This is a genomic window from Streptomyces sp. NPDC026092 (assembly GCF_040638605.1).
GTDB lineage: Bacteria > Actinomycetota > Actinomycetes > Streptomycetales > Streptomycetaceae > Streptomyces.
Map to the genome: position 1 here is coordinate 213,044 of NZ_JBEZYN010000004.1, position 20,244 is coordinate 233,287.

At 70.6% G+C, this 20,244-nt stretch carries 21 protein-coding genes and 1 pseudogene; 10 read left to right on the forward strand and 12 right to left on the reverse strand.

Translation table 11 applies throughout. The features are described 5' to 3' along the window. Window positions 1-72: 72 nt before the first annotated feature. On the reverse strand, window positions 73-282 hold the full coding sequence (locus tag AB0F56_RS08245; RefSeq protein ID WP_362005540.1) for a helix-turn-helix domain-containing protein: 210 nt from the start codon (window positions 280-282) through the stop codon (window positions 73-75). 229 nt (window positions 283-511) lie between these two features. On the opposite strand from AB0F56_RS08245, the gene AB0F56_RS08250 reads away from it, so the two are divergent. From AB0F56_RS08250 to AB0F56_RS08260, 3 genes are all read left to right on the forward strand, one after another. Then, window positions 512-964 carry a hypothetical protein gene (locus AB0F56_RS08250; RefSeq protein WP_362005543.1) on the forward strand — a complete coding sequence of 151 codons (453 nt, stop codon included), beginning with the start codon at window positions 512-514 and terminating at the stop codon, window positions 962-964. Between the two features lie 87 nt (window positions 965-1,051). Continuing rightward, window positions 1,052-1,693 (forward strand): GntR family transcriptional regulator, encoded by a 642-nt coding sequence (locus tag AB0F56_RS08255; RefSeq protein ID WP_362005545.1) that lies wholly within the window; start codon window positions 1,052-1,054, stop codon window positions 1,691-1,693. After that, a complete protein-coding gene (locus tag AB0F56_RS08260; protein WP_362005547.1) occupies window positions 1,690-3,003 on the forward strand; it encodes an MFS transporter in 1,314 nt (437 codons plus the stop codon). Before AB0F56_RS08255 ends, AB0F56_RS08260 begins: the two co-directional genes overlap by 4 nt. A gap of 32 nt (window positions 3,004-3,035) precedes the next feature. On the opposite strand, the gene AB0F56_RS08265 is transcribed toward AB0F56_RS08260, so the two are convergent. Beyond that, window positions 3,036-3,860: a maleylpyruvate isomerase family mycothiol-dependent enzyme gene (locus AB0F56_RS08265; protein ID WP_362005550.1), complete on the reverse strand. Its 825-nt coding sequence runs from the start codon at window positions 3,858-3,860 to the stop codon at window positions 3,036-3,038. A 174-nt stretch (window positions 3,861-4,034) separates the two neighbouring features. Here AB0F56_RS08265 and AB0F56_RS08270 point away from each other — a divergent pair, with 174 nt between their 5' ends. Beyond that, the gene (locus AB0F56_RS08270) at window positions 4,035-4,832 is read left to right on the forward strand and encodes a carbon-nitrogen family hydrolase (RefSeq protein ID WP_362005553.1); all 798 of its coding nucleotides are present in this window, start codon (window positions 4,035-4,037) and stop codon (window positions 4,830-4,832) included. A gap of 6 nt (window positions 4,833-4,838) precedes the next feature. On the opposite strand, the gene AB0F56_RS08275 is transcribed toward AB0F56_RS08270, so the two are convergent. Next, window positions 4,839-5,579 (reverse strand): 2OG-Fe(II) oxygenase, encoded by a 741-nt coding sequence (locus tag AB0F56_RS08275; RefSeq protein ID WP_362006145.1) that lies wholly within the window; start codon window positions 5,577-5,579, stop codon window positions 4,839-4,841. Window positions 5,580-5,874: 295 nt separating this feature from the next. On the opposite strand from AB0F56_RS08275, the pseudogene AB0F56_RS08280 reads away from it, so the two are divergent. After that, window positions 5,875-5,970: pseudogene (locus AB0F56_RS08280) on the forward strand (IS5/IS1182 family transposase); the annotation flags it as partial. An 18-nt stretch (window positions 5,971-5,988) separates the two neighbouring features. Here AB0F56_RS08280 and AB0F56_RS08285 read toward each other — a convergent pair. Beyond that, entirely contained in the window at window positions 5,989-6,480 is a 492-nt protein-coding gene (locus AB0F56_RS08285; RefSeq protein WP_362005556.1) for an LURP-one-related family protein, read from the reverse strand. 61 nt (window positions 6,481-6,541) lie between these two features. Here AB0F56_RS08285 and AB0F56_RS08290 point away from each other — a divergent pair, with 61 nt between their 5' ends. Further along, entirely contained in the window at window positions 6,542-7,108 is a 567-nt protein-coding gene (locus AB0F56_RS08290; RefSeq protein WP_362005559.1) for a GNAT family protein, read from the forward strand. A gap of 22 nt (window positions 7,109-7,130) precedes the next feature. Here AB0F56_RS08290 and AB0F56_RS08295 read toward each other — a convergent pair whose 3' ends face one another. After that, window positions 7,131-7,841 (reverse strand): hypothetical protein, encoded by a 711-nt coding sequence (locus AB0F56_RS08295; protein WP_362005561.1) that lies wholly within the window; start codon window positions 7,839-7,841, stop codon window positions 7,131-7,133. Between the two features lie 60 nt (window positions 7,842-7,901). On the opposite strand from AB0F56_RS08295, the gene AB0F56_RS08300 reads away from it, so the two are divergent. After that, a complete protein-coding gene (locus tag AB0F56_RS08300; protein ID WP_362005563.1) occupies window positions 7,902-9,713 on the forward strand; it encodes an NHL domain-containing thioredoxin family protein in 1,812 nt (603 codons plus the stop codon). Between the two features lie 29 nt (window positions 9,714-9,742). On the opposite strand, the gene AB0F56_RS08305 is transcribed toward AB0F56_RS08300, so the two are convergent. From AB0F56_RS08305 to AB0F56_RS08320, 4 genes are all read right to left on the reverse strand, one after another. Then, window positions 9,743-10,087, reverse strand: a complete 345-nt coding sequence (locus AB0F56_RS08305; RefSeq protein WP_362005566.1) for a hypothetical protein — start codon at window positions 10,085-10,087, stop codon at window positions 9,743-9,745. 50 nt (window positions 10,088-10,137) lie between these two features. Further along, on the reverse strand, window positions 10,138-10,365 hold the full coding sequence (locus AB0F56_RS08310; protein ID WP_362005569.1) for a DUF6458 family protein: 228 nt from the start codon (window positions 10,363-10,365) through the stop codon (window positions 10,138-10,140). A 53-nt stretch (window positions 10,366-10,418) separates the two neighbouring features. Next, window positions 10,419-11,708, reverse strand: coding sequence for a M18 family aminopeptidase (locus AB0F56_RS08315; RefSeq protein WP_362005571.1), 1,290 nt, complete (start codon window positions 11,706-11,708; stop codon window positions 10,419-10,421). Window positions 11,709-11,865: 157 nt separating this feature from the next. After that, a complete protein-coding gene (locus AB0F56_RS08320; protein ID WP_362005573.1) occupies window positions 11,866-13,695 on the reverse strand; it encodes an acyl-CoA dehydrogenase in 1,830 nt (609 codons plus the stop codon). 173 nt (window positions 13,696-13,868) lie between these two features. On the opposite strand from AB0F56_RS08320, the gene AB0F56_RS08325 reads away from it, so the two are divergent. Further along, window positions 13,869-14,381, forward strand: coding sequence for an SseB family protein (locus AB0F56_RS08325; protein ID WP_362005575.1), 513 nt, complete (start codon window positions 13,869-13,871; stop codon window positions 14,379-14,381). Between the two features lie 10 nt (window positions 14,382-14,391). Here the strand turns inward: AB0F56_RS08325 and AB0F56_RS08330 are convergent, their stop codons facing one another. Further along, window positions 14,392-14,835 carry a hypothetical protein gene (locus AB0F56_RS08330; protein ID WP_362005576.1) on the reverse strand — a complete coding sequence of 148 codons (444 nt, stop codon included), beginning with the start codon at window positions 14,833-14,835 and terminating at the stop codon, window positions 14,392-14,394. 200 nt (window positions 14,836-15,035) lie between these two features. Here AB0F56_RS08330 and AB0F56_RS08335 point away from each other — a divergent pair, with 200 nt between their 5' ends. Both AB0F56_RS08335 and AB0F56_RS08340 read left to right on the forward strand, forming a co-directional pair. After that, window positions 15,036-15,998 (forward strand): pirin family protein, encoded by a 963-nt coding sequence (locus AB0F56_RS08335; RefSeq protein ID WP_362005579.1) that lies wholly within the window; start codon window positions 15,036-15,038, stop codon window positions 15,996-15,998. Window positions 15,999-16,224: 226 nt separating this feature from the next. Then, window positions 16,225-17,214, forward strand: a complete 990-nt coding sequence (locus tag AB0F56_RS08340) for an AI-2E family transporter (protein ID WP_362005582.1) — start codon at window positions 16,225-16,227, stop codon at window positions 17,212-17,214. 9 nt (window positions 17,215-17,223) lie between these two features. On the opposite strand, the gene AB0F56_RS08345 is transcribed toward AB0F56_RS08340, so the two are convergent. Both AB0F56_RS08345 and AB0F56_RS08350 read right to left on the reverse strand, forming a co-directional pair. Next, window positions 17,224-18,042: an MBL fold metallo-hydrolase gene (locus AB0F56_RS08345; protein WP_362005585.1), complete on the reverse strand. Its 819-nt coding sequence runs from the start codon at window positions 18,040-18,042 to the stop codon at window positions 17,224-17,226. Window positions 18,043-18,122: 80 nt separating this feature from the next. Beyond that, window positions 18,123-20,213, reverse strand: coding sequence for a SpoIIE family protein phosphatase (locus AB0F56_RS08350; RefSeq protein WP_362005587.1), 2,091 nt, complete (start codon window positions 20,211-20,213; stop codon window positions 18,123-18,125). Window positions 20,214-20,244 lie beyond the last annotated feature (31 nt).

Below are 20,244 nucleotides of genomic sequence, written 5' to 3' on the forward strand. Positions count from 1 at the left end.
TGAAACGCCCGGTCGGGGACGATGCGGTCCCCCGGCCGGGCGTTTCGTGCATCCGTACGACGACGCCCTGCGCTACCTGCTGACCGCGCGTCGCGGGACGGCCCTGAGGCCGAGTGCGAAGCCGAGCGCGAACCGGCTCGAGCAGCCGTACTCCTGCATGAGCTGATGCACCCGTCGCTGGACGGTTCGTTTGCTCAGGGCAAGAGTGCGGGAGATGCGATCGTCGCTCCACCCCCGTACGAGCAACGCGACGATGTACTGGTTGTCCACGGTGTCGTGCACGCCTAGTGTCCTCCTGCTTCCGCAGCCCCCGGGTCTTGGCGATGACGGCCACGGTAACCGCTTCCACGTGCCCTTCTGTACAGGTTCTTTCGGCCACCTGTCCTAATCGGTTGTGACTGGCGGGAAGACGACAGGTTGCCCCCACTTGGCTCTCAGGGAGCGGGAGTTCGCCGTTAGCGTTCGGAATCGCAAGGCAGTTCCACCCCATTCGTCCAACGGAGGAAAGACCTTGAAGATTCGATTCGCCGCACTGGCCGCCGTCACAGGCATCTCCAGCGTCCTCGCCCTCTCCGCGCCCGCGCTGGCCGCGCAGCCCGCGGAGACCGACATACAGGTGGCGCAGCCCGCCGACGCCTCCGCGGCTGCCGACTACACGCTCTGCGCGACCATCTACACCAACGGCACGGCCGCGGGGCGGGGCTGTTTCTCCTCGTACGGGGACAAGTTCACGATGGACGACTACAAGGCCGACGGCCTGCGGGTCGTCGCCGAGTGGTACACCGACTACGGACGCAGCGGCGAGTGCCACTACACCGCGGGCGCCGACGCCGACCCGGGCGTGTGCAACTACGACATGCGCGAGGACGGCAAGGTCAACTTCCGTGTGGCGGTCCGCAACGGCGCCGACGCCGCGAACTCGGCGGCCACCAGCTGGTCCGGCTACGTCCCGATCGGCGGCTGACGGCTTCGGAGCCCTCGCGCCGGACAGGCCCGTCCGCATCGCGGACGGGCCTGCCTGTTGCACCCCTGTTGTATCTATGCTGTGCGCATGCCATCAGCGCCTCCCGCGGCCGACCGCGTCTACATGCACGTCAAGCAGGCCGTCCTCGACCGCCGCTACGAGGGAGGGACGCTGCTCACCGAGGGCGAACTCGCCCAGGCCGTCGGGGTCTCCCGCACCCCCGTACGGGAAGCGCTGCTGAAGCTGGAGATGGAAGGGCTGCTCAAGCTCTACCCCAAGAAGGGCGCCCTGGTCCTCGCGGTCTCCGCGCAGGAGATCGCCGATGTCGTCGAGACCCGGCTGCTCGTCGAGGAGTTCGCCGTCCGCCGGGCCGTCCCCGCCTCCGCCGCGCTCGTCGAGCGGCTCGAAGAGCTCCTGGAGGAGCAGAAGCGGCGCGCCGAGGCCGGGGACCTCGCCGAGGTCGCCGCCACCGACCGCTGCTTCCACGCGGAGATCGTCAAGTACGCCGGCAACCAGATCCTCGCCCGCCTCTACGACCAGCTGCGGGACCGTCAGCTGCGGATGGGCGTCGCCGTCATGCAGTCCCAGCCCGACCGGATCGCCAAGAACATCACCGAGCACGCCGAGATCCTGGAGCGGATCAAGGCCGGTGACACGGAGGGCGCGGCCCACTGCGTCCGCCAGCACCTGAGCTGGGTCAAGGTCCTGGTCCGGGGTGAGGCGAGGTGAGCCGCGACGGACACGGTTCCGCCGTCACCCTCCCCGGCGACCCGCCCGGCGGCCGGCGCGCCGCCCTCGTCTGGGGCGTCGGCGTCGGCGTCTACTTCGTCGCCGTCATCTTCCGTACGTCCCTGGGCGTCGCCGGACTCGACGCCGCCGACCGCTTCGACGTCAACGCCTCCGCGCTCTCCACCTTCTCCATACTCCAGCTGCTGGTCTACGCGGGCATGCAGATACCCGTCGGCCTGATGGTCGACCGGCTCGGCACCAAGAAGGTGCTGACCATCGGCGTCGTGCTCTTCACCGTCGGCCAGCTGGGCTTCGCGCTCTCCCCCTCGTACGGCACCGCACTCGCCGCCCGCGCGCTGCTCGGCTGCGGAGACGCGATGACCTTCATCAGCGTGCTGCGGCTCGGCACCCGCTGGTTCCCCGCCCGGCGCGGCCCGCTCATCGCCCAGGTCGCCGCGCTCTTCGGGATGGCCGGCAACCTCGTCTCGACGATCTTCATCGCCCGCGCCCTGCACGACCTCGGCTGGACGACCACGTTCGTCGGCAGCTCGATCGCGGGCGTCGTCGTCCTCGTCCTGCTGCTGCTCTTCCTCAAGGACCACCCCGAGGGCCACGAACCGCCGCCCGCGCCGCACGCCGGGGCCGCGTTCGTCCGCCGCCAGATCACCGAGTCCTGGCGGGAGCCCGGCACCCGGCTCGGCATGTGGGTGCACTTCACGACCCAGTTCCCGGCGATGGTGTTCCTGCTCCTGTGGGGCCTGCCGTTCCTGGTCGAGGCCCAGGGCCTCTCCCGGGGCGTCGCCGGGGAACTGCTGACGCTGGTCGTGCTCTCCAACATGGTGGTGGGCCTCGCGTACGGGCAGATCATCGCCCGGCACCACACCGCCCGCGCCCCGCTCGCCCTCGGCACGGTCGCGGCGACCGCGCTGCTGTGGGGCGCCACCCTCGCGTACCCCGCCGACCGGGCGCCGATGTGGCTCCTGATCACCCTCTGCGCGGTCCTCGGCGCCTGCGGACCCGCCTCGATGATCGGCTTCGACTTCGCCCGCCCGGCGAACCCGCCGGAGCGTCAGGGAACGGCCTCCGGAATCGTCAACATGGGTGGTTTCACCGCCTCGATGACGACGCTGCTCGCGGTCGGCATCCTCCTCGACGCCACCGGCGACAACTACCGGATCGCCTTCGCGTCGGTCTTCGTCCTGGAGGCGCTGGGCGTCGTACAGATCCTGCGGCTGAAGGCCCGTACGGCCCGGCGGGAGAAGGAACGCCTGGTGGCGAGCCGCGTCGAGGCGGTCCACGTACCGGCGTAGACGGTCCTGCTCGCGGCTCAGGGAGCCGTACGTCAGGGAGTGACGGCGAAGTTGTCCAGGATGGCCTGGGCCAGCTCCGTGTCGCCCTCGATCTTGATCCGGTCGGCGACGGCCGCCGGCCGGACCCGGCCGCAGGCGAGGCGTACGTACGTCTCCCAGTCGAGCGCCAGCGTCACCGCCGGGCCGAGCGACGGCGCGCCGTCGACCGAGCCGCGGCCCTCCGCGTCCACCCGGACCGTCCGCAGGAACTCCACCGGCCCGTGCACGTCGACGACGACCGCCGAGTTCGGGGGCGCGCCCGCGTCCTTCGCGACGACCTTGGCCAGCCCCACGAGCAGGTTGTCCCGGACCACGAGCGCGCCGGGGGAGTCCAGGTTGCCCGGCCTGCCGAGGGCGGTCCGCAGGTCCTGCTCGTGCACCCAGACGTCGAAGGCGCGCATCCGGTAGGCCACTTCCAGGGTCTGCTCGGCGCCGAGGGGGGCGCGGATCAGGTGGTCGGGCTGCCGGTTCTCGTTGCGGAGCTGGCGGGCGCGGCGGATCAGGATGTACTCGAGCTCCGAGGTCATCTCGGGGCCGGTGTGGTGCCGGCGCACATCGACCTGCATCTCCATGTAGCGGGAGAACTCACCGCGTACGTGGTAGAGATCGCGGGGCAGCGAGTGGATGGGGCGCGGGTCGCCCAGCATCTCGCACTCCATGCCGATCACATGGGACACGATGTCGCGCACCGACCAGCCCGGGCACGGTGTCGCGCGGTTCCATTCGCCTTCCACGAGCGGCTGCACCAACTCGGCTATCGCTTCGATGGAGTGGGTCCAGGCGTCGGCGTAGGTCTGGAGGCTGGGATGGACGGTCACGGGACCCCTCGGCGGTTCTGCGGTGCACGGGCTGACGATCGAGCGGACAGGCGGGCTGGAGACTGCGTGGGAGGCTCGGACGCTAAGTTACGCTGCCCGAAGGCACCCCGGCAGTGCTTTCGTGTGACGATCGTAGGCCTGTGTTGACGGTTCGAATGCCAGGACGGTGGTAGTGTGCGCGCCTCCCTCATCCAGATCGCAGTAGACCCGGACGAACCGGTCGTTTCGCGCCGTGCGCGCGTGGCCGAGCTGGTACGGGCGGAGCGCGGCGCCGCGGATCTCGTGGTCCTGCCGGAGCTGTGGCCGATGGGCGCGTTCGCCTACGAGCTGTTCGCGGCGGAGTCGGAACCGCTGCGCGGACCGACGTACGAGGCGATGGCGGCGGCCGCGCGCGACGCGGGGGTCTGGCTGCACGCGGGCTCGATCGTCGAGGCGGCGGCGGGCGCCCTCTACAACACCTCGCTGATCTTCTCCCCGACCGGGGACCTGGCCGCTCACTACCGCAAGATCCACCGCTTCGGCTTCGACAAGGGCGAGGCCGTGATGATGGCGGCGGGCGAGGACCTGGTGACGTTCACGGTCCCGGACGCGGACCCGGCTGCGGACCTCACCCTCGGCGTGGCCACCTGCTACGACCTGCGCTTCCCGGAGCTGTTCCGGGGCCTGGTGGACGCGGGTGCCCAGGCCTTCGTCGTCCCGGCGGGCTGGCCGGCCCGCCGCCGCGCCCACTGGACGCTCCTCGCGCAGGCGCGGGCGGTGGAGAACCAGGCGTACATGCTGGCCTGCGGCACGGCCGGCACCCACGCGGGCGTGGAACAGGCGGGCCACTCGATCGTCGTGGACCCCTGGGGCGAGGTTCTCGCGGAGGCGGGCCCGGACGAGGAGATCCTGCGCGTGGAGCTGGACGTGGCGCGGGTGACGACGACGAGGGACCAGTTCCCGGCGCTCAAGGACAGGGTGCTGGGGCGCTAGGCAGTGTCAGGGGGAGCACGGCTCGTAGAGCACGTCGGTTCTGAGGATTGTTTTCGTCCCCTCAAGAAGTGGGGCCGAGTCGTGAAGCGTCCGATGCCAGAAGAGGAGCGCATCGCCCGGTTCGGGGCGGTGGGCGCTCAATATCTCCTCAGGCTCTGCCAGCCGGGGCCAGTCCGAGAAGTCGCGTTGCGCAAAGGGAAGTTCGTTCTGCTTGTCGGCGATGAACCGCGTTTCTCCGCCCACTGCCTCGTACGACAGGTAGACGACGACCGTCAGGTGGGTTCGCGTTCCGTCGGGGGCGAAATAGGGCGAATCGTAGTGCGGGACAAGAAATCCGCCGTGTTCGTACCTGACGAAGCGCATGCGCGGATTGACGAACGCCGGCTTCCAGGACCTTCCGTCTGAATCCGTCGGATCGTCCGGTCCTACTTCGAACGACAGAAACGTCCGCAGTCTGCGGTAGAACTCTGCCGCCAAGACTTCGGATTCGGCCGTGGCACGGAGCGAGCCGACCGGATCTCCCTCTGTGTAGTTGGCGGCGATGCCGTCCAGACCCACCGGCGCAAAGCGCTGGGCAGCGAGTTCGGTCGCGAATGCCTCCACTTCAGCCGGAGAGAGGAAATGGCGAATCACCCTGGCATCGACGTGTGGGATCTCCGCCTCGGTCGGGGTCCATGATTCATCGGCGGATATTCGGCTCAGCATTTCTTCGGAGAGGTCGAAGGGATTTACCGGAATTCCGAACATGCTCACTTATCCGTCCTGAGGTCATTGTCGATGCCACCGCGGCCGCAACTCTTCGAGGGTTTGCAGTGCAGGCGGGCGGCCGGTGCGCGCGTCGGCGTGGCTCCAGGCTCGTGCTCGACGTCACGGCCGTGCGCGCGTCGGCGGATCGAGGCCCCTGGAGTCAACACCCGCAGGGAGCGGGGCCGCTGAGCGATTATCGTCACAGTGACGAGATTAGACGGGGGTGAACCCACAAAGCAAGCAGGACGCCCCCGACGCGGCGGACGGGAGCGGGAGGCGGGCCGCAGGTGGAGGGGCGATCGCGACCAGGTTCGGCAAGCTCGCCGACCGCTACCGCGCCGGAGTCGTCCTGGCCTCGCTGATCCTCCGGCTCCGCGAGCCGGCCAGGTGATCACTTGTCAGACACTGCCTAGTCCTCCCGCTCCCGCTCGGCCATCCGGATCACGCACACCGCGACGGCGATGAGGAGAGCCGTGTCGGTGTCCTCGCGGACGACGTTCACGGCGTACGTGTCACGGACGCGGAACCACTGCCGGGAGATGTGGGCGAGGAGCTCGCCGTCGTACTCGACGGTGAACTCGCGGTCCAGGATCCGCCCGCTGACGTCCAGCTCGGTGCCTTCGACGAGGGTGACCCGGTAGTGGTTGCGGAGCAGCGAGAGCCGCTTCCTGCGGATGGTGGCGAGCGGCCGCTCGTCCCGCTCGATGGTCATCGCGTCCCGCAGGCTGAACATCTTCTGCCGCAGCGTGACCAGCACCTGCCCGAGCGGATCCTTCAGCTCCAGCGTGTCCCGCAGCCGCAGGGCCTTCCCGTCGACGAGGAAGGCGTGCCGACCGCGCTCGTCCTCGATCCAGTAGTCGTCGCCGATCGCGAAGATTTTGTCCCGTACGAGATATTTCATGCCGGGATGCGTTCCCAAATCGGAGGCGCTTCACTCCGTCCCGCCCCTACCGTGGGGCGCCATGAGCAACATATGGGTGGGGCGGAAGGTGCGCCTGCGGGGTGTCGAGTCGGAGGACTGGGAAGGCTTCCGCGCGCTGGCCGAGGACACCGTCGACGTACGCAACGCGGACCTCGTCGAGCCCCCGCGCTCGGCGGAGGGCTTCCGCGCCTGGACCGCCGAACGAGCCGGCCGCGAACCGGGCGGCGAGGCCTTCCGCCTGGTCGTCGAGACCCTGACCGACGGGACCTTCGCCGGATCCGTGACGGTCGGCGACACCGACACCCGCGCGGGCCGCTTCAAGACGGGCATCGAGATCACCCGCGAACACCGCGGCAAGGGCTACGCCAGGGAGGCCGTCGCGCTCACCCTCACGTACATGTTCGCCGAACGCCGCTTCCACAAGTGCGAGGTCGAGATCCACGCCTTCAACGACGCCTCCCTCGCCCTCCACCGCTCCCTCGGCTTCGTCGAGGAGGGCCGCCTCCGCCAGCACGAATTCTTCGCGGGCGCCTACCACGACCTCGTCATGATGGGCATCACGGCCGACGAACACTGGTCCACCCACCCCCGGCCACCCGTGCGCTGACGCCGACCTCCCTGGTTCGGCGTCAGTCGCCGACCTGGTGCTCCACGCGCTGGCGGATGTACTCGTCCGGATGGGACCGGGCCGTCGCCACCGCCGCGTCCACCAGGTCGTGCAGCTCCGGCGGGTACGCCGACTTCCGCAGCGGCAGCCCGGGGAGGAGGCAGCGCCGCACGTCCAGGTCCTCGTTGGCCACGAACTCGCGCAGGGCGGTCCCGTACCAGTCGTCCGCGACATGATCGGGCTTCGCCCGGCCTGCGGCGCCGGGGTCCTGCGCCCGTACGTGGGGCATCCGCGGCGGCAGGGCCGACCAGTACCAGGCCCGCGCGGCGCCCGCCCGCTGCGGGTTCGTACCGGTCCGCAGGTACCCGAGGAGGGCGGACTGGACGCGCCCCTGCCCGAACGCGTTCAGCGCCGGCTCGACGAACTGACGGTTGAAGCTCGGATCGGGGTCATGGACGGCGGCCTTGATCAGCGCGTCGAAGGCCTCCTCGGAAAGGTTCATGCCCCGGAGGCAGGCCTCACGCAGAGCCGTCCGGGCCCGGCGCTCCCGGGCGCGTCGTTCACCGGGCTCCTCGTCATCGGCGATGCCGAGCCCGACGACGCGGATGACGTCCTCCAGACACCCGGCGAACAGGGCCCGCCCGTCATCCGGACGGCTCGGCAGTGCCGCGAACGTCTTCACCGGCTCTGCCGCCGTCCCGCCGGCGCCTGTCTCGTGTCCCTCTGCAGTCACCCTTGCCCCCTGCCACATGCGCGTGATCCGCCCTTCACGCCCGGATGGCAAGCTTGAACCATGAACGATGCCGCCCCGGCGCCCACCCCCGCGCCCGAGCCCCGCCGCCGTGCCCGTGTCCGTGCCCCCGAGCTGATCGGCAAGGGCGGTTGGATCAACACCGGCGGGAAGGACCTGAAGCTCGCCGACTTCCGAGGTCGCACATTGATCCTCGATTTTTGGACCTTCTGCTGCATCAACTGCCTGCACGTCCTCGACGAACTCCGTGACCTGGAGGAGAAGCACCGCGACACGCTGGTGATCGTCGGGGTGCACTCGCCGAAGTTCGTGCACGAGGCCGAGCATCAGGCCGTCGTCGATGCCGTCGAGCGGTACGAGGTGCACCACCCCGTGCTCGACGATCCGGAGCTCGCGACCTGGAAGCAGTACGCCGTGCGGGCGTGGCCGACGCTTGTCGTCATCGATCCCGAGGGGTACGTCGTCGCCCAGCACGCGGGTGAGGGGCATGCCAACGCGATCCGTACGCTCGTCGAGGAGCTGGAGGCCGAGCACGCGGCCAAGGGGACGCTGCGGCGCGGGGACGGGCCGTACGTGCAGCCCGAGCCGGTCGCTACCGATCTGCGGTTTCCCGGGAAGGCCGTGCTGCTCGAAAGCGGGAACTTCCTTGTTTCCGACACCACCCGGCATCAGCTCGTCGAGCTCGAGGCCGACGGGGAGACCGTCGTGCGGCGGATCGGGGACGGGGAGTTCCGCGAGCCGCAGGGGCTCGCGCTGCTGCCCGACGGCAAGGTCGTCGTCGCCGACACCGTGAACCACGCGCTGCGTACGTACGACCCCGCGACCGGTCTGATCGAGCGGATCGCCGGTACCGGCAAGCAGTGGTGGCAGGGGTCGCCGACCTCCGGGTCCGCCCTCGACGTGGACCTCTCCTCGCCGTGGGACGTCGCCTGGTGGCAGGGCAAGGTGTGGATCGCGATGGCCGGCGTCCACCAGGTGTGGACGTACGACCCGGAGACCGGCACGGTCCAGGTCGCGGCCGGCACGACCAACGAGGGGCTCGTCGACGGACCCGCCGACGAGGCCTGGTTCGCGCAGCCCTCGGGGCTCGCGGCCACCGAGGACCGGCTGTGGATCGCCGACTCCGAGACCAGCGCCGTCCGCTGGATCGACACCGACGGCGCCGTCCACACCGCCGTCGGCACCGGGCTCTTCGACTTCGGCCACCGCGACGGCGCCGCCGACCAGGCCCTCCTCCAGCACCCGCTCGGCGTGACCGCCCTCCCCGACGGATCGGTCGCGATCGCGGACACGTACAACCACGCCCTGCGCCGCTTCGACCCCGCGACCGGCGAGGTCACGACGCTGGCCACCGATCTGCGCGAGCCGAGCGACGCCGTGCTCGTCGGCGACGAGATCGTGGTCGTCGAGTCCGCCCGGCACCGGCTCACCCGGCTGCGGCTGCCCGAGGAGGCCGTCCAGGTCGAGGCGGTCGCCCACCGCACGCAGCGCGAGGCCACCGAGGTCGCCCCGGGCCGCCTCCGGCTCGACGTGGTCTTCCAGGCGCCGACCGGCCAGAAGCTGGACGAGCGTTACGGCCCCTCCACCCGGCTCCTCGTCTCCTCGACGCCGCCCGAGCTGCTGCTCGACGGCGAGGGCACGGGCACGGACCTCTTCCGGGAGCTCGAACTGAACCCGGCCCTGACCGAGGGCGTCCTGCACGTCTCCGCGATGGCCGCCTCCTGCGACGACGACCCGGCCAACGAGTACCCGGCCTGCCATGTGCACCAGCAGGACTGGGGGGTTCCGGTGAAGGTCACCGAAGCCGGCGCATCGAGGCTGCCGCTCATCCTCGCCGGGATGGACGCCTCCTAGGGCCTGTCCGGCGGCCCGCCCAACGTCTCCTAGTGCACCAGCCCCTGGTTCTTGGACGGGCGGCCCGCCGCCCCGTCCAGGCACCCGGAGACCCAGGCGGCGGGGTCGTGCACGGCCCGGTCGCCGCCCACCCCCGTGCGCTCCATGCTCGCGCACTCACCGTTCAGCAACGCGCGGGCGCGCTCGCCGGTCGGGTCCGCCTTCCGGATGCGGACGGCCTGCAGATAGCCGCCCTCGTAGGCGATGTCGGTACCCCAGGGCGGGCGTTCGTTGTACTCGGCGATGACGAGGCCCGCCGCAGCCGTGCCGACCAGCACGGCCACGACGAGGCAGCCGATGAACTTCCCCCGGGGTGGGCCCTCATGACGATCCATGAGGCCGACGTTGTCAGGAGGGACCTTTCCCGGATGTTTCGTACGGCGGCTCAGTAGCCGCGGTCGCGCTGTTCCTGTTCGACGACCGTCGGTGCGGCCGGGGGAACGACGATCCGTCGGCGCCGGGCGATGCTGGTGAAGGTCACCAGGCCGATGAGACCGACCACCATCATGATCAGTCCCACCAGGTCGAGATTGACGCCTTCGAGCTGCCAGTCCGTGGCGAACGTGAGGATCGCGCCGACAGCGATGAGGATGATGCATCCTCCGAGTCCCATGAATCCCACCTCCTGAGGCGGTAGTTGGGATCGGGTACCCGGGATGCGGCCGGTCATCCCTCCAGGAACGCCACCAGCGCGTTCGCCAGCAGGTACGGGTCCTCCGCGCCGCACAGCTCGCGCGCGCTGTGCATCGAGAGGCAGGCCACGCCGATGTCGACCGTGCTGATGCCGTGGCGGGCCGCCGTGATCGGGCCGATCGTCGTGCCGCACGGCATGTCGTTGTTGGAGACGAAGGTCTGCCACGGCACGCCGGCCTTCTCGCAGGCCGCCGCCCAGACCGCCCGGCCGCCGCCGTCCGTGGCGTACCGCTGGTTGACGTTGACCTTGAGGATCGGGCCGCCGTTGGGGCGCGGGTGGTGCGTCGGGTCGTGGCGCTCCGCGTAGTTGGGGTGGACGGCGTGGCCGACGTCGGAGGAGAGGCAGATGGAGGCGGCGAAGGCGCGGGCGCGGTCCTCGTACGCGCCGCCCCGGGCGTAGATCGAGCGCTCCAGGACGTTGCCGAGGAGGGGGCCCTGGGCGCCGGTGTCGGCCTCGGAGCCGTTCTCCTCGTGGTCGAAGGCGGCGAGCACCGGGATGTACGGGAGGTCGGCGCGGCCCGCGACGGCGGCCAGGGCGGCGACGCCCGCGTGGACCGAGATCAGGTTGTCCATGCGCGGGCCCGCGACGAGTTCGCGGTCGCGGCCCAGGTAGGAGGGGGCCTCGATGGCGTGGACCATCAGGTCCCAGCCGGCGACGTCCTCGGCGTCGACGCCCGCCTCCTCGGCGACGAAGCGGATCAGGTCGCCCTCGTGGACCTCGCCGAGGCCCCAGATCGGCTGCATGTGGCGCTGCCGCTCCAGCTTGAGGCCCTCGTTGGCCTGCCGGTCGAGGTGGATGGCGAGCTGCGGGACGCGGAGCACGGCGCGGTCCACGTTCACCAGGTGGTGGCTGCCGTCCCGCAGGGTGAGCCGGCCGGCGAGGCCCAGGTCGCGGTCGAGCCAGGTGTTGAGGAGCGTCCCGCCGTAGATCTCGACGGAGACCTGGCGCCAGCCGCGCGTCCCCATGTCGGGGTGCGGCTTCACGCGCAGGTTGGGGGAGTCGGTGTGGGCGCCGACGATCCGGTACGGGGTGTGGGGGGACGCGCCCTCCGGTACGTACCAGGCGATGAGAGCGCCGCCGCGGATCACGTACTTGCCGCCGGTTGTGCCGTCCCAGGCGGCGGTCTCCTCGACCTGGCGGAAGCCGGCCTTCTCCAGTCGCTCGGCGGCGTTCGCCACGGCGTGGTACGGCGACGGGGAAGCCGCCAGGAACGTCATGAGGTCGTCGGTGTGGCCGCGGTCGAAGCGGGCGGTGCTCGTCATGGGTTCACCTTACGCACGCCCCGGAATACGGCGCCGGGGCCCCGATAGACGGAACGAACCCCTCCTGCGGGGTGACTCGTTCCAGTAAAGCGGAACGGCCCACTCCCCTCCCCGGGAGCGAGCCGTTCCTCATTGGACGCGGTGCGTGTCTAGGTGACTAGAACGCGGCCTCGTCCAGGTCCATCAGCGAGCCGTCGACCGCCTCGGCGAGCGCGCGCTCGGCGCCCACGCCCGGCAGGACGTTCGCGGCGAAGAACTTCGCGGCCGCGATCTTGCCGGCGTAGAAGGCCTGGTCCTTGGCGGAGGCGCCGGCGGCCAGCTTCTCGGCGGCGACCGCCGCGCCCTTCAGGAGCAGGTAGCCGACGACGACGTCGCCGGAGGCCATCAGCAGGCGGGTCGTGTTGAGGCCGACCTTGTAGATGTTCTTGACGTCCTCGCCGGTCGCGGTGAGGTCGGTGAGCATCTTGCCGACGATGCCCTCCAGGTCCACGGCCGCCTTGGCGAGCGCGTCGCGGGCGCCGGCCAGCTCCTCGCCGCCGGTGCCGACCGCCAGGAACTTCTTGATCTCCTCGGCCAGCGTGTTCAGGGACGCGCCCTGGTCGCGGACGATCTTGCGGAAGAAGAAGTCCTGGCCCTGGATGGCCGTGGTGCCCTCGTAGAGGGTGTCGATCTTGGCGTCCCGGATGTACTGCTCGATCGGGTACTCCTGCAGGAAGCCGGAGCCGCCGAAGGTCTGGAGCGACTGCGCGAGCTGCTCGTAGCCCTTCTCGGAGCCGTAGCCCTTCACGATCGGCAGCAGCAGGTCGTTCAGGCCGTGGAGCGCCTTGGCGTCCTCGCCCGCGGCCTCCTTGAGCTGGATCTCGTCCTGCACGGCGGCCGTGTGGAGCACGAGGGAGCGCATGCCCTCGGCGTACGCCTTCTGCGTCATCAGCGAGCGGCGGACGTCCGGGTGGTGCGTGATGGTGACCTTGGGCGCGGCCTTGTCCATGAAGTTCGCCAGGTCGGTGCCCTGGACGCGCTCCTTGGCGTACTCCAGGGCGTTGAGGTAGCCCGTGGAGAGGGTGGAGATCGCCTTCGTGCCGACCATCATGCGGGCGAACTCGATGATGAGGAACATCTGGCGGATGCCGTCGTGCTTGTCGCCGATCAGCCAGCCCTTGGCGGGGTGCTGGTCGCCGAAGGTCATCTCGCACGTGTTGGAGGCCTTGAGGCCCATCTTGTGCTCGACGTTCGTCGCGTACACGCCGTTGCGCTCGCCCAGCTCGCCGGTCTCCCAGTCGAACAGGTACTTCGGCACGAGGAAGAGCGAGAGGCCCTTGGTGCCGGGGCCGGCACCCTCGGGGCGGGCGAGGACGTAGTGGAGGATGTTCTCCGACATGTCGTGCTCACCGGACGTGATGAAGCGCTTCACGCCCTCGATGTGCCAGGAGCCGTCCTCCTGCTGGACCGCCTTCGTGCGGCCGGCGCCGACGTCCGAGCCCGCGTCGGGCTCGGTGAGGACCATGGTGGAGCCCCACTGCTTCTCGACGGCGATCTGCGCGACCTTCTTCTGCGCCTCGTTGCCCTCGTTGTGCAGGATGCCGGCGAAGGCCGGGCCGGAGGAGTACATCCACACGGCCGGGTTCGCGCCGAGGATCAGCTCCGCGTAGGCCCAGATCAGGGAGCGCGGGGAGGTCGTGCCGCCGATCTCCTCGGGCAGGCCGAGACGCCAGTACTCGGAGTCCATGAAGGCCTGGTACGACTTCTTGAAGCTCGCCGGGACGGGCGCGGTGTTGGTCTCGGGGTCGAAGACCGGCGGGTTCCGGTCGGCGTCGGCGAAGGACTCGGCCAGCTCGTTCTCGGAGAGGCGGGTCAGCTCCTCCAGGACGCTCTTGGCGGTCTCGACGTCCATCTCCTCGAACGGACCGGTGCCGTACACCTTGTCGCGCCCGAGCACCTCGAAGAGGTTGAACTCGATGTCGCGGAGATTCGACTTGTAGTGCCCCATGGCGACGGCTCCGTAAGGATCGGGGAGGCAGGTTCCTCGTACACGTGCGGCGAGTACCAGCGAGTAGCTAATGCTCTCTCCGATGATGCTACCCACCGGTAATAAGAAGCAACCCCTATCCGGTCATCTGTGACGACAATCGCTACGGTTCCTCACTCGCTAGGCTGTGCGCCATGTACGGCTACGAGCAGAATCCGGGTGCCCAGCAGCAGTACGCCCCGCCGCCCCAGCAGCCGATGGCGGGCGGGATGCCGGGCATGCAGGGAGGGATGCCCGGGATGCAGGGGCAGGGGTACGGCCAGCAGCCGCCGCTCTACCCCGAGCCGTCCCCGCCGTCCCTCGCCGACGCCGTACGGGCCTTCACGACCGGCTCCCTGTCCGCCGAGGACTTCCAGCAGATCTTCGCGGGCTCGAAGGTCTACTGCCCGCGCGGTGACAACCCCGGCTTCCTGGCCCTGCACAACACCCAGCAGCCGGTGATCCCCATGTTCACGTCGCTCAAGGAGCTGCGGCGGTACGCGGGCAAGGAGTCGAAGTACTTCGTCATCACGGGCGCCGAGGTGATCGACCTGCTCCCGACCGGCTACGGCTTCGTCCTCGACATGGAGGGCGACCACCGGATGGTCTTCGACGCCAAGGCCGTGGAGCAGATGGTCGACTTCGCGATGCGGCGGATGTACGGCTGATCGCCGGCCCTTACGCCTCCTTCGGCAGGGCGCCCCGGTGCGTGCGCCAGGCGAACGCGCACCAGCCCGCGGCGGCGAGCAGCGCGAGCCCGGCGCCCGCGGCCAGCTCCGCCGGCTCCGGCCGGAAGCCGAGTGCGAGCCGGGTGCCCAGGAAGACCAGGACGAAGCCGATCCGGCCGGGCGCGTAGAGCGGGAACCGCGCGGCGGCACCGCGCAGGAGTCCGGCGGCGGCCAGTCCGGCGGCCCCGCAGGCGGCGAGCAGCGCCCAGGGGGAGCCGGGCGCGGCGGCCGGGATGCCGTATTCGGGCGGACCCCACCGGAAGGTGGCGGCGAACCAGCCCAGGGCCAGTCCGCAGACGGTGACCACGACCGTCGCGAGCACGTGCTTCCACCAGGGGCCGGAGCGCGGAGCGGCCGACTCGTCGTCGTTGCCGTCGACGTTGAAGAGTTCCATCACGCACGGTAGGACGCGCCGTAGGGCTCCTGGGTTGGGGCCACGGCCGTCCGGTTAGACCTTCGTCATGTCATGACCCTGATGTCCCGATCCCGATGCCCTTCGGGCCCCGGGAATGCCCCGGTGGCCCTTCCTGTTCTGCCGGGTGTGGCAGAAAGTTCGAGTTTCAACTAAACTCGACGCAGAAGGAGGTTCCGACCATGCCTGCAGTGACTGTGGAGAACCCGTTGACGCTCCCGCGCGTCGCCGCCCCCGCCGACGCCGTCTCCCGCCCCGTGCTCGCCGTGACCACGGCCCCGTCCGGCTTCGAGGGCGAGGGTTTCCCGGTGCGCCGCGCGTTCGCCGGGATCAACTACCAGTACCTCGACCCGTTCATCATGATGGACCAGATGGGAGAGGTGGAGTACGCCCCCGGTGAGCCCAAGGGCACGCCGTGGCACCCCCACCGCGGCTTCGAGACGGTCACGTACATCATCGACGGGATCTTCGACCACCAGGACTCCAACGGTGGTGGCGGCACCATCACCAACGGCGACACCCAGTGGATGACCGCCGGCTCCGGCCTGCTCCACATCGAGGCCCCGCCGGAGGCGCTCGTCGTGTCCGGCGGCCTCTTCCACGGCCTCCAGCTGTGGGTGAACCTGCCGGCCTCGGACAAGATGATGGCCCCGCGCTACCAGGACATCCGCGGCGGCCAGGTGCAGCTGCTGACCTCCCCCGACGGCGGCGCGCTGCTCCGCGTCATCGCGGGCGAGCTCGACGGCCACGCCGGTCCCGGCATCACCCACACGCCGATCACGATGATCCACGCGACCGTCCGGCCGGGCGCCGAGGTGACCCTGCCGTGGCGCGAGGACTTCAACGGCCTCGTCTACGTCCTCGCCGGACGCGGCTCCGCCGGTACGGAGCGCAGGCCCATCCACATGGGCCAGACCGCGGTCTTCGGCAAGGGCGGCGCGCTCACGGTCCGGGCGGACGAGAAGCAGGACGGGCACACGCCCGACCTGGAGGTCGTCGTCCTCGGCGGACAGCCGATCCGCGAGCCGATGGCGCACTACGGCCCGTTCGTCATGAACACCCAGGCCGAACTCCGCCAGGCCTTCGAGGACTTCCAGGCGGGCCGCCTCGGCACGATCCCGGCGGTGCACGGGATGGGCGAGTAGCGGTAGTACGAGCAGAAGTACGGGTACGGGGTCGGGCGCTTGCCCGGCCCCGTACGCGTACCGCCGTACCCGTACCGCCGTACGCGCGCTGACGGAGCGTCACTCGTCCGGCCCGTAGCGCAGGACGACGCGCCGAGAGGCGTGGTCCGGTGGACGGGTGCAGACGCAGGGCCCCCAGAGGCCGCTCCTTCCCGAAGCCGCTCGGCGGACCGCCGCCTGGTGTGCCGTGCTGCTGCTGGTCGCCGGGGTCGTCGCGGTCGGGATCTGGCTGTGCATCGTGTTCCAGACGGCCGTCACGCCCGTCCTGCTCGCGATCCTCGGTACCGCGCTGCTCGGGCCGCTCTACCGGCGCCTGCTGCGGATGAAGGTGCAGCAGTCGCTCGCCGCCGGGCTCACGGTCCTCGCCGTCCTCGCCTTCGTGGGCGGCGCGACGTACATCGTGGTCGCCGCGCTCATCGAGACCGGCGACCAGATCATCGCCTCGCTGCGCCAGGCGGCCCTCGACATCGCCGACCACCTGGGCGCGGCCGGGACCTCGATCGACGACCTCGCGAAGAACGCGAAGTCGCTGCTGCAGAAGTTCGGCGGGACCGCCGCGTCCGGGGTGATCTCCGGGATCAGCATCGTCGGCCAGGTCGCCGCGATGGCCGTGCTCGCCCTGCTGCTGATCTTCTTCTTCCTCCGTGACTCCCACAAGGCCGCCGGCGCCCTGCGCTCGTTCGCCCCGGGCTCGACCGGCGACATGCTGGAGGCCATGGGGCGCCGCGCCTTCGAGGCCGTCGAGGGCTTCATGCGCGGGACGACCCTGGTCGCCCTCGTCGACGCCGTTCTCATCACCATCGGGCTGCTGATCCTGCGGGTCCCCGGGGCCGTGGGCCTGGGCGCGCTCGTCTTCGTGACCGCGTACATCCCGTACCTAGGCGCCTTCCTCTCCGGGGCCATCGCCGTCCTCGTGGCCCTCGCCGACCGGGGCTTCGTCATCGCGCTCTGGGTCCTGGGCGTGGTCCTCGCCGTCCAGGTCATCGAGGGCAACGTCCTCCAGCCCGCGATCCAGAGCCGTACCGTCCAGATGCACCCGGCCGTCGTCATGCTCGCGATCACCGCGGGGGCCTCCGTCGCCGGGATCCTGGGCATGCTGCTCGCCGTACCCGTCACGGCGGCCGCCTTCGGGGTGATCGGCGAGCTGCGGGGCCGGTACGAGCCGCAGGAGGGGTGACGGGAGCCGTTACGTCGCCGCCGGCATTCCGCCCCGCTCGAAGGACGCGAGCATCTGCTCCAGAGCCGCCTGGTCCGGGCCCACGAACGGGTCGGCGTCCGGCGCCATCGTGATCGTCTCGACCATCAGGTCCGTCATCCGTACGGCCGGCGGCAGGTGCGTGGAGAGCATGATCTCCGGGTTCATGTCGCGCAACGGCTCCATCGTCGCCCGGTACTTCGCCGGGTCCACGGCGTGCACCCACGGGCTGTCCAGGGTCGCCCAGAGCAGCTGCGCCTGGCGGAGCTCCTCCGGCTTGAGGTCGTTCGCGTGGCCGCTCTCGGCGAGCTCGGCGGTCGGCATCGGCCCGCCGAAGCAGTCGGAACTGAAGCAGATGCGGGTCTTCTCGTCGTAGAAGCCGACGGTCGCCGGGTTGTCGAAGAGCGGCGGGCGGAACGCGTCGAGGATGCGGTCGCCGACGTCCATGGACTGGCCGGGGTTGAGGAAGTACACGCGGTCCATCGGCAGCGGACGCTCGGTGGTCATGATCCCGGCGCCGATGAAGGTGGTCACGACCTTCGCGCGCGGCGCGGCCTCCAGCAGGTCGAAGATGCCGCCCGTGTGGTCACGGTCGGGGTGCGTGAGCCAGATCCAGCGGACGTCGGCTGGGTCGACGACCGAGCCGAGGGTCTCGACGAAGTCCCGGTCGGAGAGGGAGAGCCCGGTGTCGACGACAACCGGTTCCGTGGCGGTGAGGACGTACGCGTTGATGGGGAGGTGGCCGATCCCCGGGACTTCGAGGCTGTCGGCCAGGACGGTGGTGTCGCTTCCGACCTTGTGGGTGTCCATGGGGTGCTCCGTGGTCCCCCCGGCGGCGGGCCGTACGACACCAGTCTCGCGCGCACGCCGACCCGCCGCGCGTCGGCCGGCTAGGCCCCCTCTATCGGTGCGGGCGGCTCGTTCAGCTCGAACCAGATCGACTTGCCCTCGCCCCGCGGATCCACCCCCCACGCGTGCGCCAGCATCTCCATGAGCACCAGGCCGCGCCCCGAGGACGCCATCTCCCCCGGGTGCCGCTTGTGCGGCAGCTCGTCGCTGGCGTCGGAGACCTCCACCCGCATCCGCCGCTTGGAGGCGTCGTCGCAGGTCACCTCGGCGACCAGGAGCGCGTCGCCGTCGGTGTGGATGAGGACGTTGGTGACCATCTCGGAGACCATCAGGACCGCCGAGTCGATCTGGTCCTCGTCCGTCCAGTCGTGCAGCAGCTGCCGCATGTGCTGGCGGGCCGCCGCGATCCGCTCCGGCTCGGCCTGGGCGATGGTCATCATCGTGCGGCGCGGGGCCTGGCGGGCGGTCGGGCCTTGGCGGGAGAGGAGCAGGACCGCGATGTCGTCCTCGCGGCGGTCGGCGAGCGGGCCGGTGGTGTGGTGCGAGCCGGGGCCGTGGACGGCCTCCACGAGGCTGTCGGCGAGCTCCTCCAGGGATTCGCCGTCGTGGCCTTCGAGCAGCGTACGGATGCGTTCCCAGCCGCTGTCGAGGTCGTGGCCGCCGGTCTCCAGGAGCCCGTCGGTGCACATCATCAGGGTCTCGCCGGGCTCCAGCGTGAACCGGGTCGTCGGGTAGTCGGTGTCGGAGTCGATGCCGAGGGGCAGCCCGCCGGCCGTGGGCCGCAGGAGAACCGTTCCGTCGGTCATCCGGACCGCCGGGTCGGGGTGCCCGGCGCGGGCGATGTCGACGATGCCCGTGACCGGGTCGATCTCCAGGTAGAGGCAGGTCGCGAAGCGCGGCCCGCTGTCGGGGCTGTCCGGGGTCTCCCCGTTGGTGATCCCGTACAGGAACCGGGAGGCGCGGGAGAGCACGGCGTCGGGCCGGTGGCCCTCGGAGGCGTACGCGCGCAGGGCGATCCGCAGCTGGCCCATCAGCCCGGCGGCGCGCACGTCGTGGCCCTGGACGTCGCCGATGACGAGCGCGATCCGGCCGCCGGGCAGCTGGATCATGTCGTACCAGTCGCCGCCGACCTGGAGCCCGCCGCCGGTCGGCACGTAGCGGGCGGCGACGTGCAGACCGGGGATCCCGGGGCCGAGGACGGGCATCATCGTGCGCTGGAGGCCCAGCGACAGCTCGCGCTCGGACTCGGCGACGCCCGCCCGGGCGAGGGCCTGGGCGAGCATGCGGGCGACGGTGGTGAGGACGGAGCGCTCGTCGGGCGTGAAGGCGACGGGGTGCTTGAAGGCGGCCATCCAGGCGCCCATCGTGCGGCCCGCGACGATGAGGGGGAGGTAGGCCCAGGACTGCCTGCCGAATCGTTGCGCCAGGGGCCAGGTCACCGGGAAGCGCCGCAGGTACTCCTCCGGTGTCGGGAGGTAGATCGCCCGCCCGGTCCGTACGACCTCGGCGGCCGGGTAGTCGGTGTCGACCGACATCGAGGTGAAGGGGCCCTCGTCGCCCACGTTGTGCCCGTGGTGGCCGATGATCGTCAGCCGTTCGCCGGCGACGCCGAAGACGGCGAGTCCGTCGGGCGAGAAGCCCGGCATGGAGAGGGAGGCGGCGACCCGCAGCACCTCGGCGGTGGACCGGGCCTCGGCGAGCGCACGGCCGGCGTCGAGCAGGAAGGCCTCGCGGGAGCGGCGCCAGTCGCCGGTGATGGGGGTGCGGGCGGCGGTGCCGGGCTGCGGTTCGGCGACTTCCTGGAGGGTGCCGACGAGCTGGTAGTCCTCGCCCTCGATGAGCGGCTTGGACCTGCTCCGTACGGTACGGATCACCCGTCCGTGGCCGTCCATGATCCGCAGCCGGGCCTCGGCGAGGGTCCCTTCGGCGACGGCGAGGTTCACGACCCCGTCGATCTCGTTCCAGTCGACGGGATGAAACCGGGAGCGTACGGCCGCTTCGGTGAGCTGGACCGGTTCGGCGGGCAGCCCGAGCAGCCGGGCGGCCTCGGCGTCGAGGGTGACGATCCCGGATGCGTTGTCCCAGCGCCACAGGCCGGTCGCGATCGCGGCCAGGACGTCCTCGGTGCGCATTGCCCCACTTTATGAATATCGGACAGAAGGT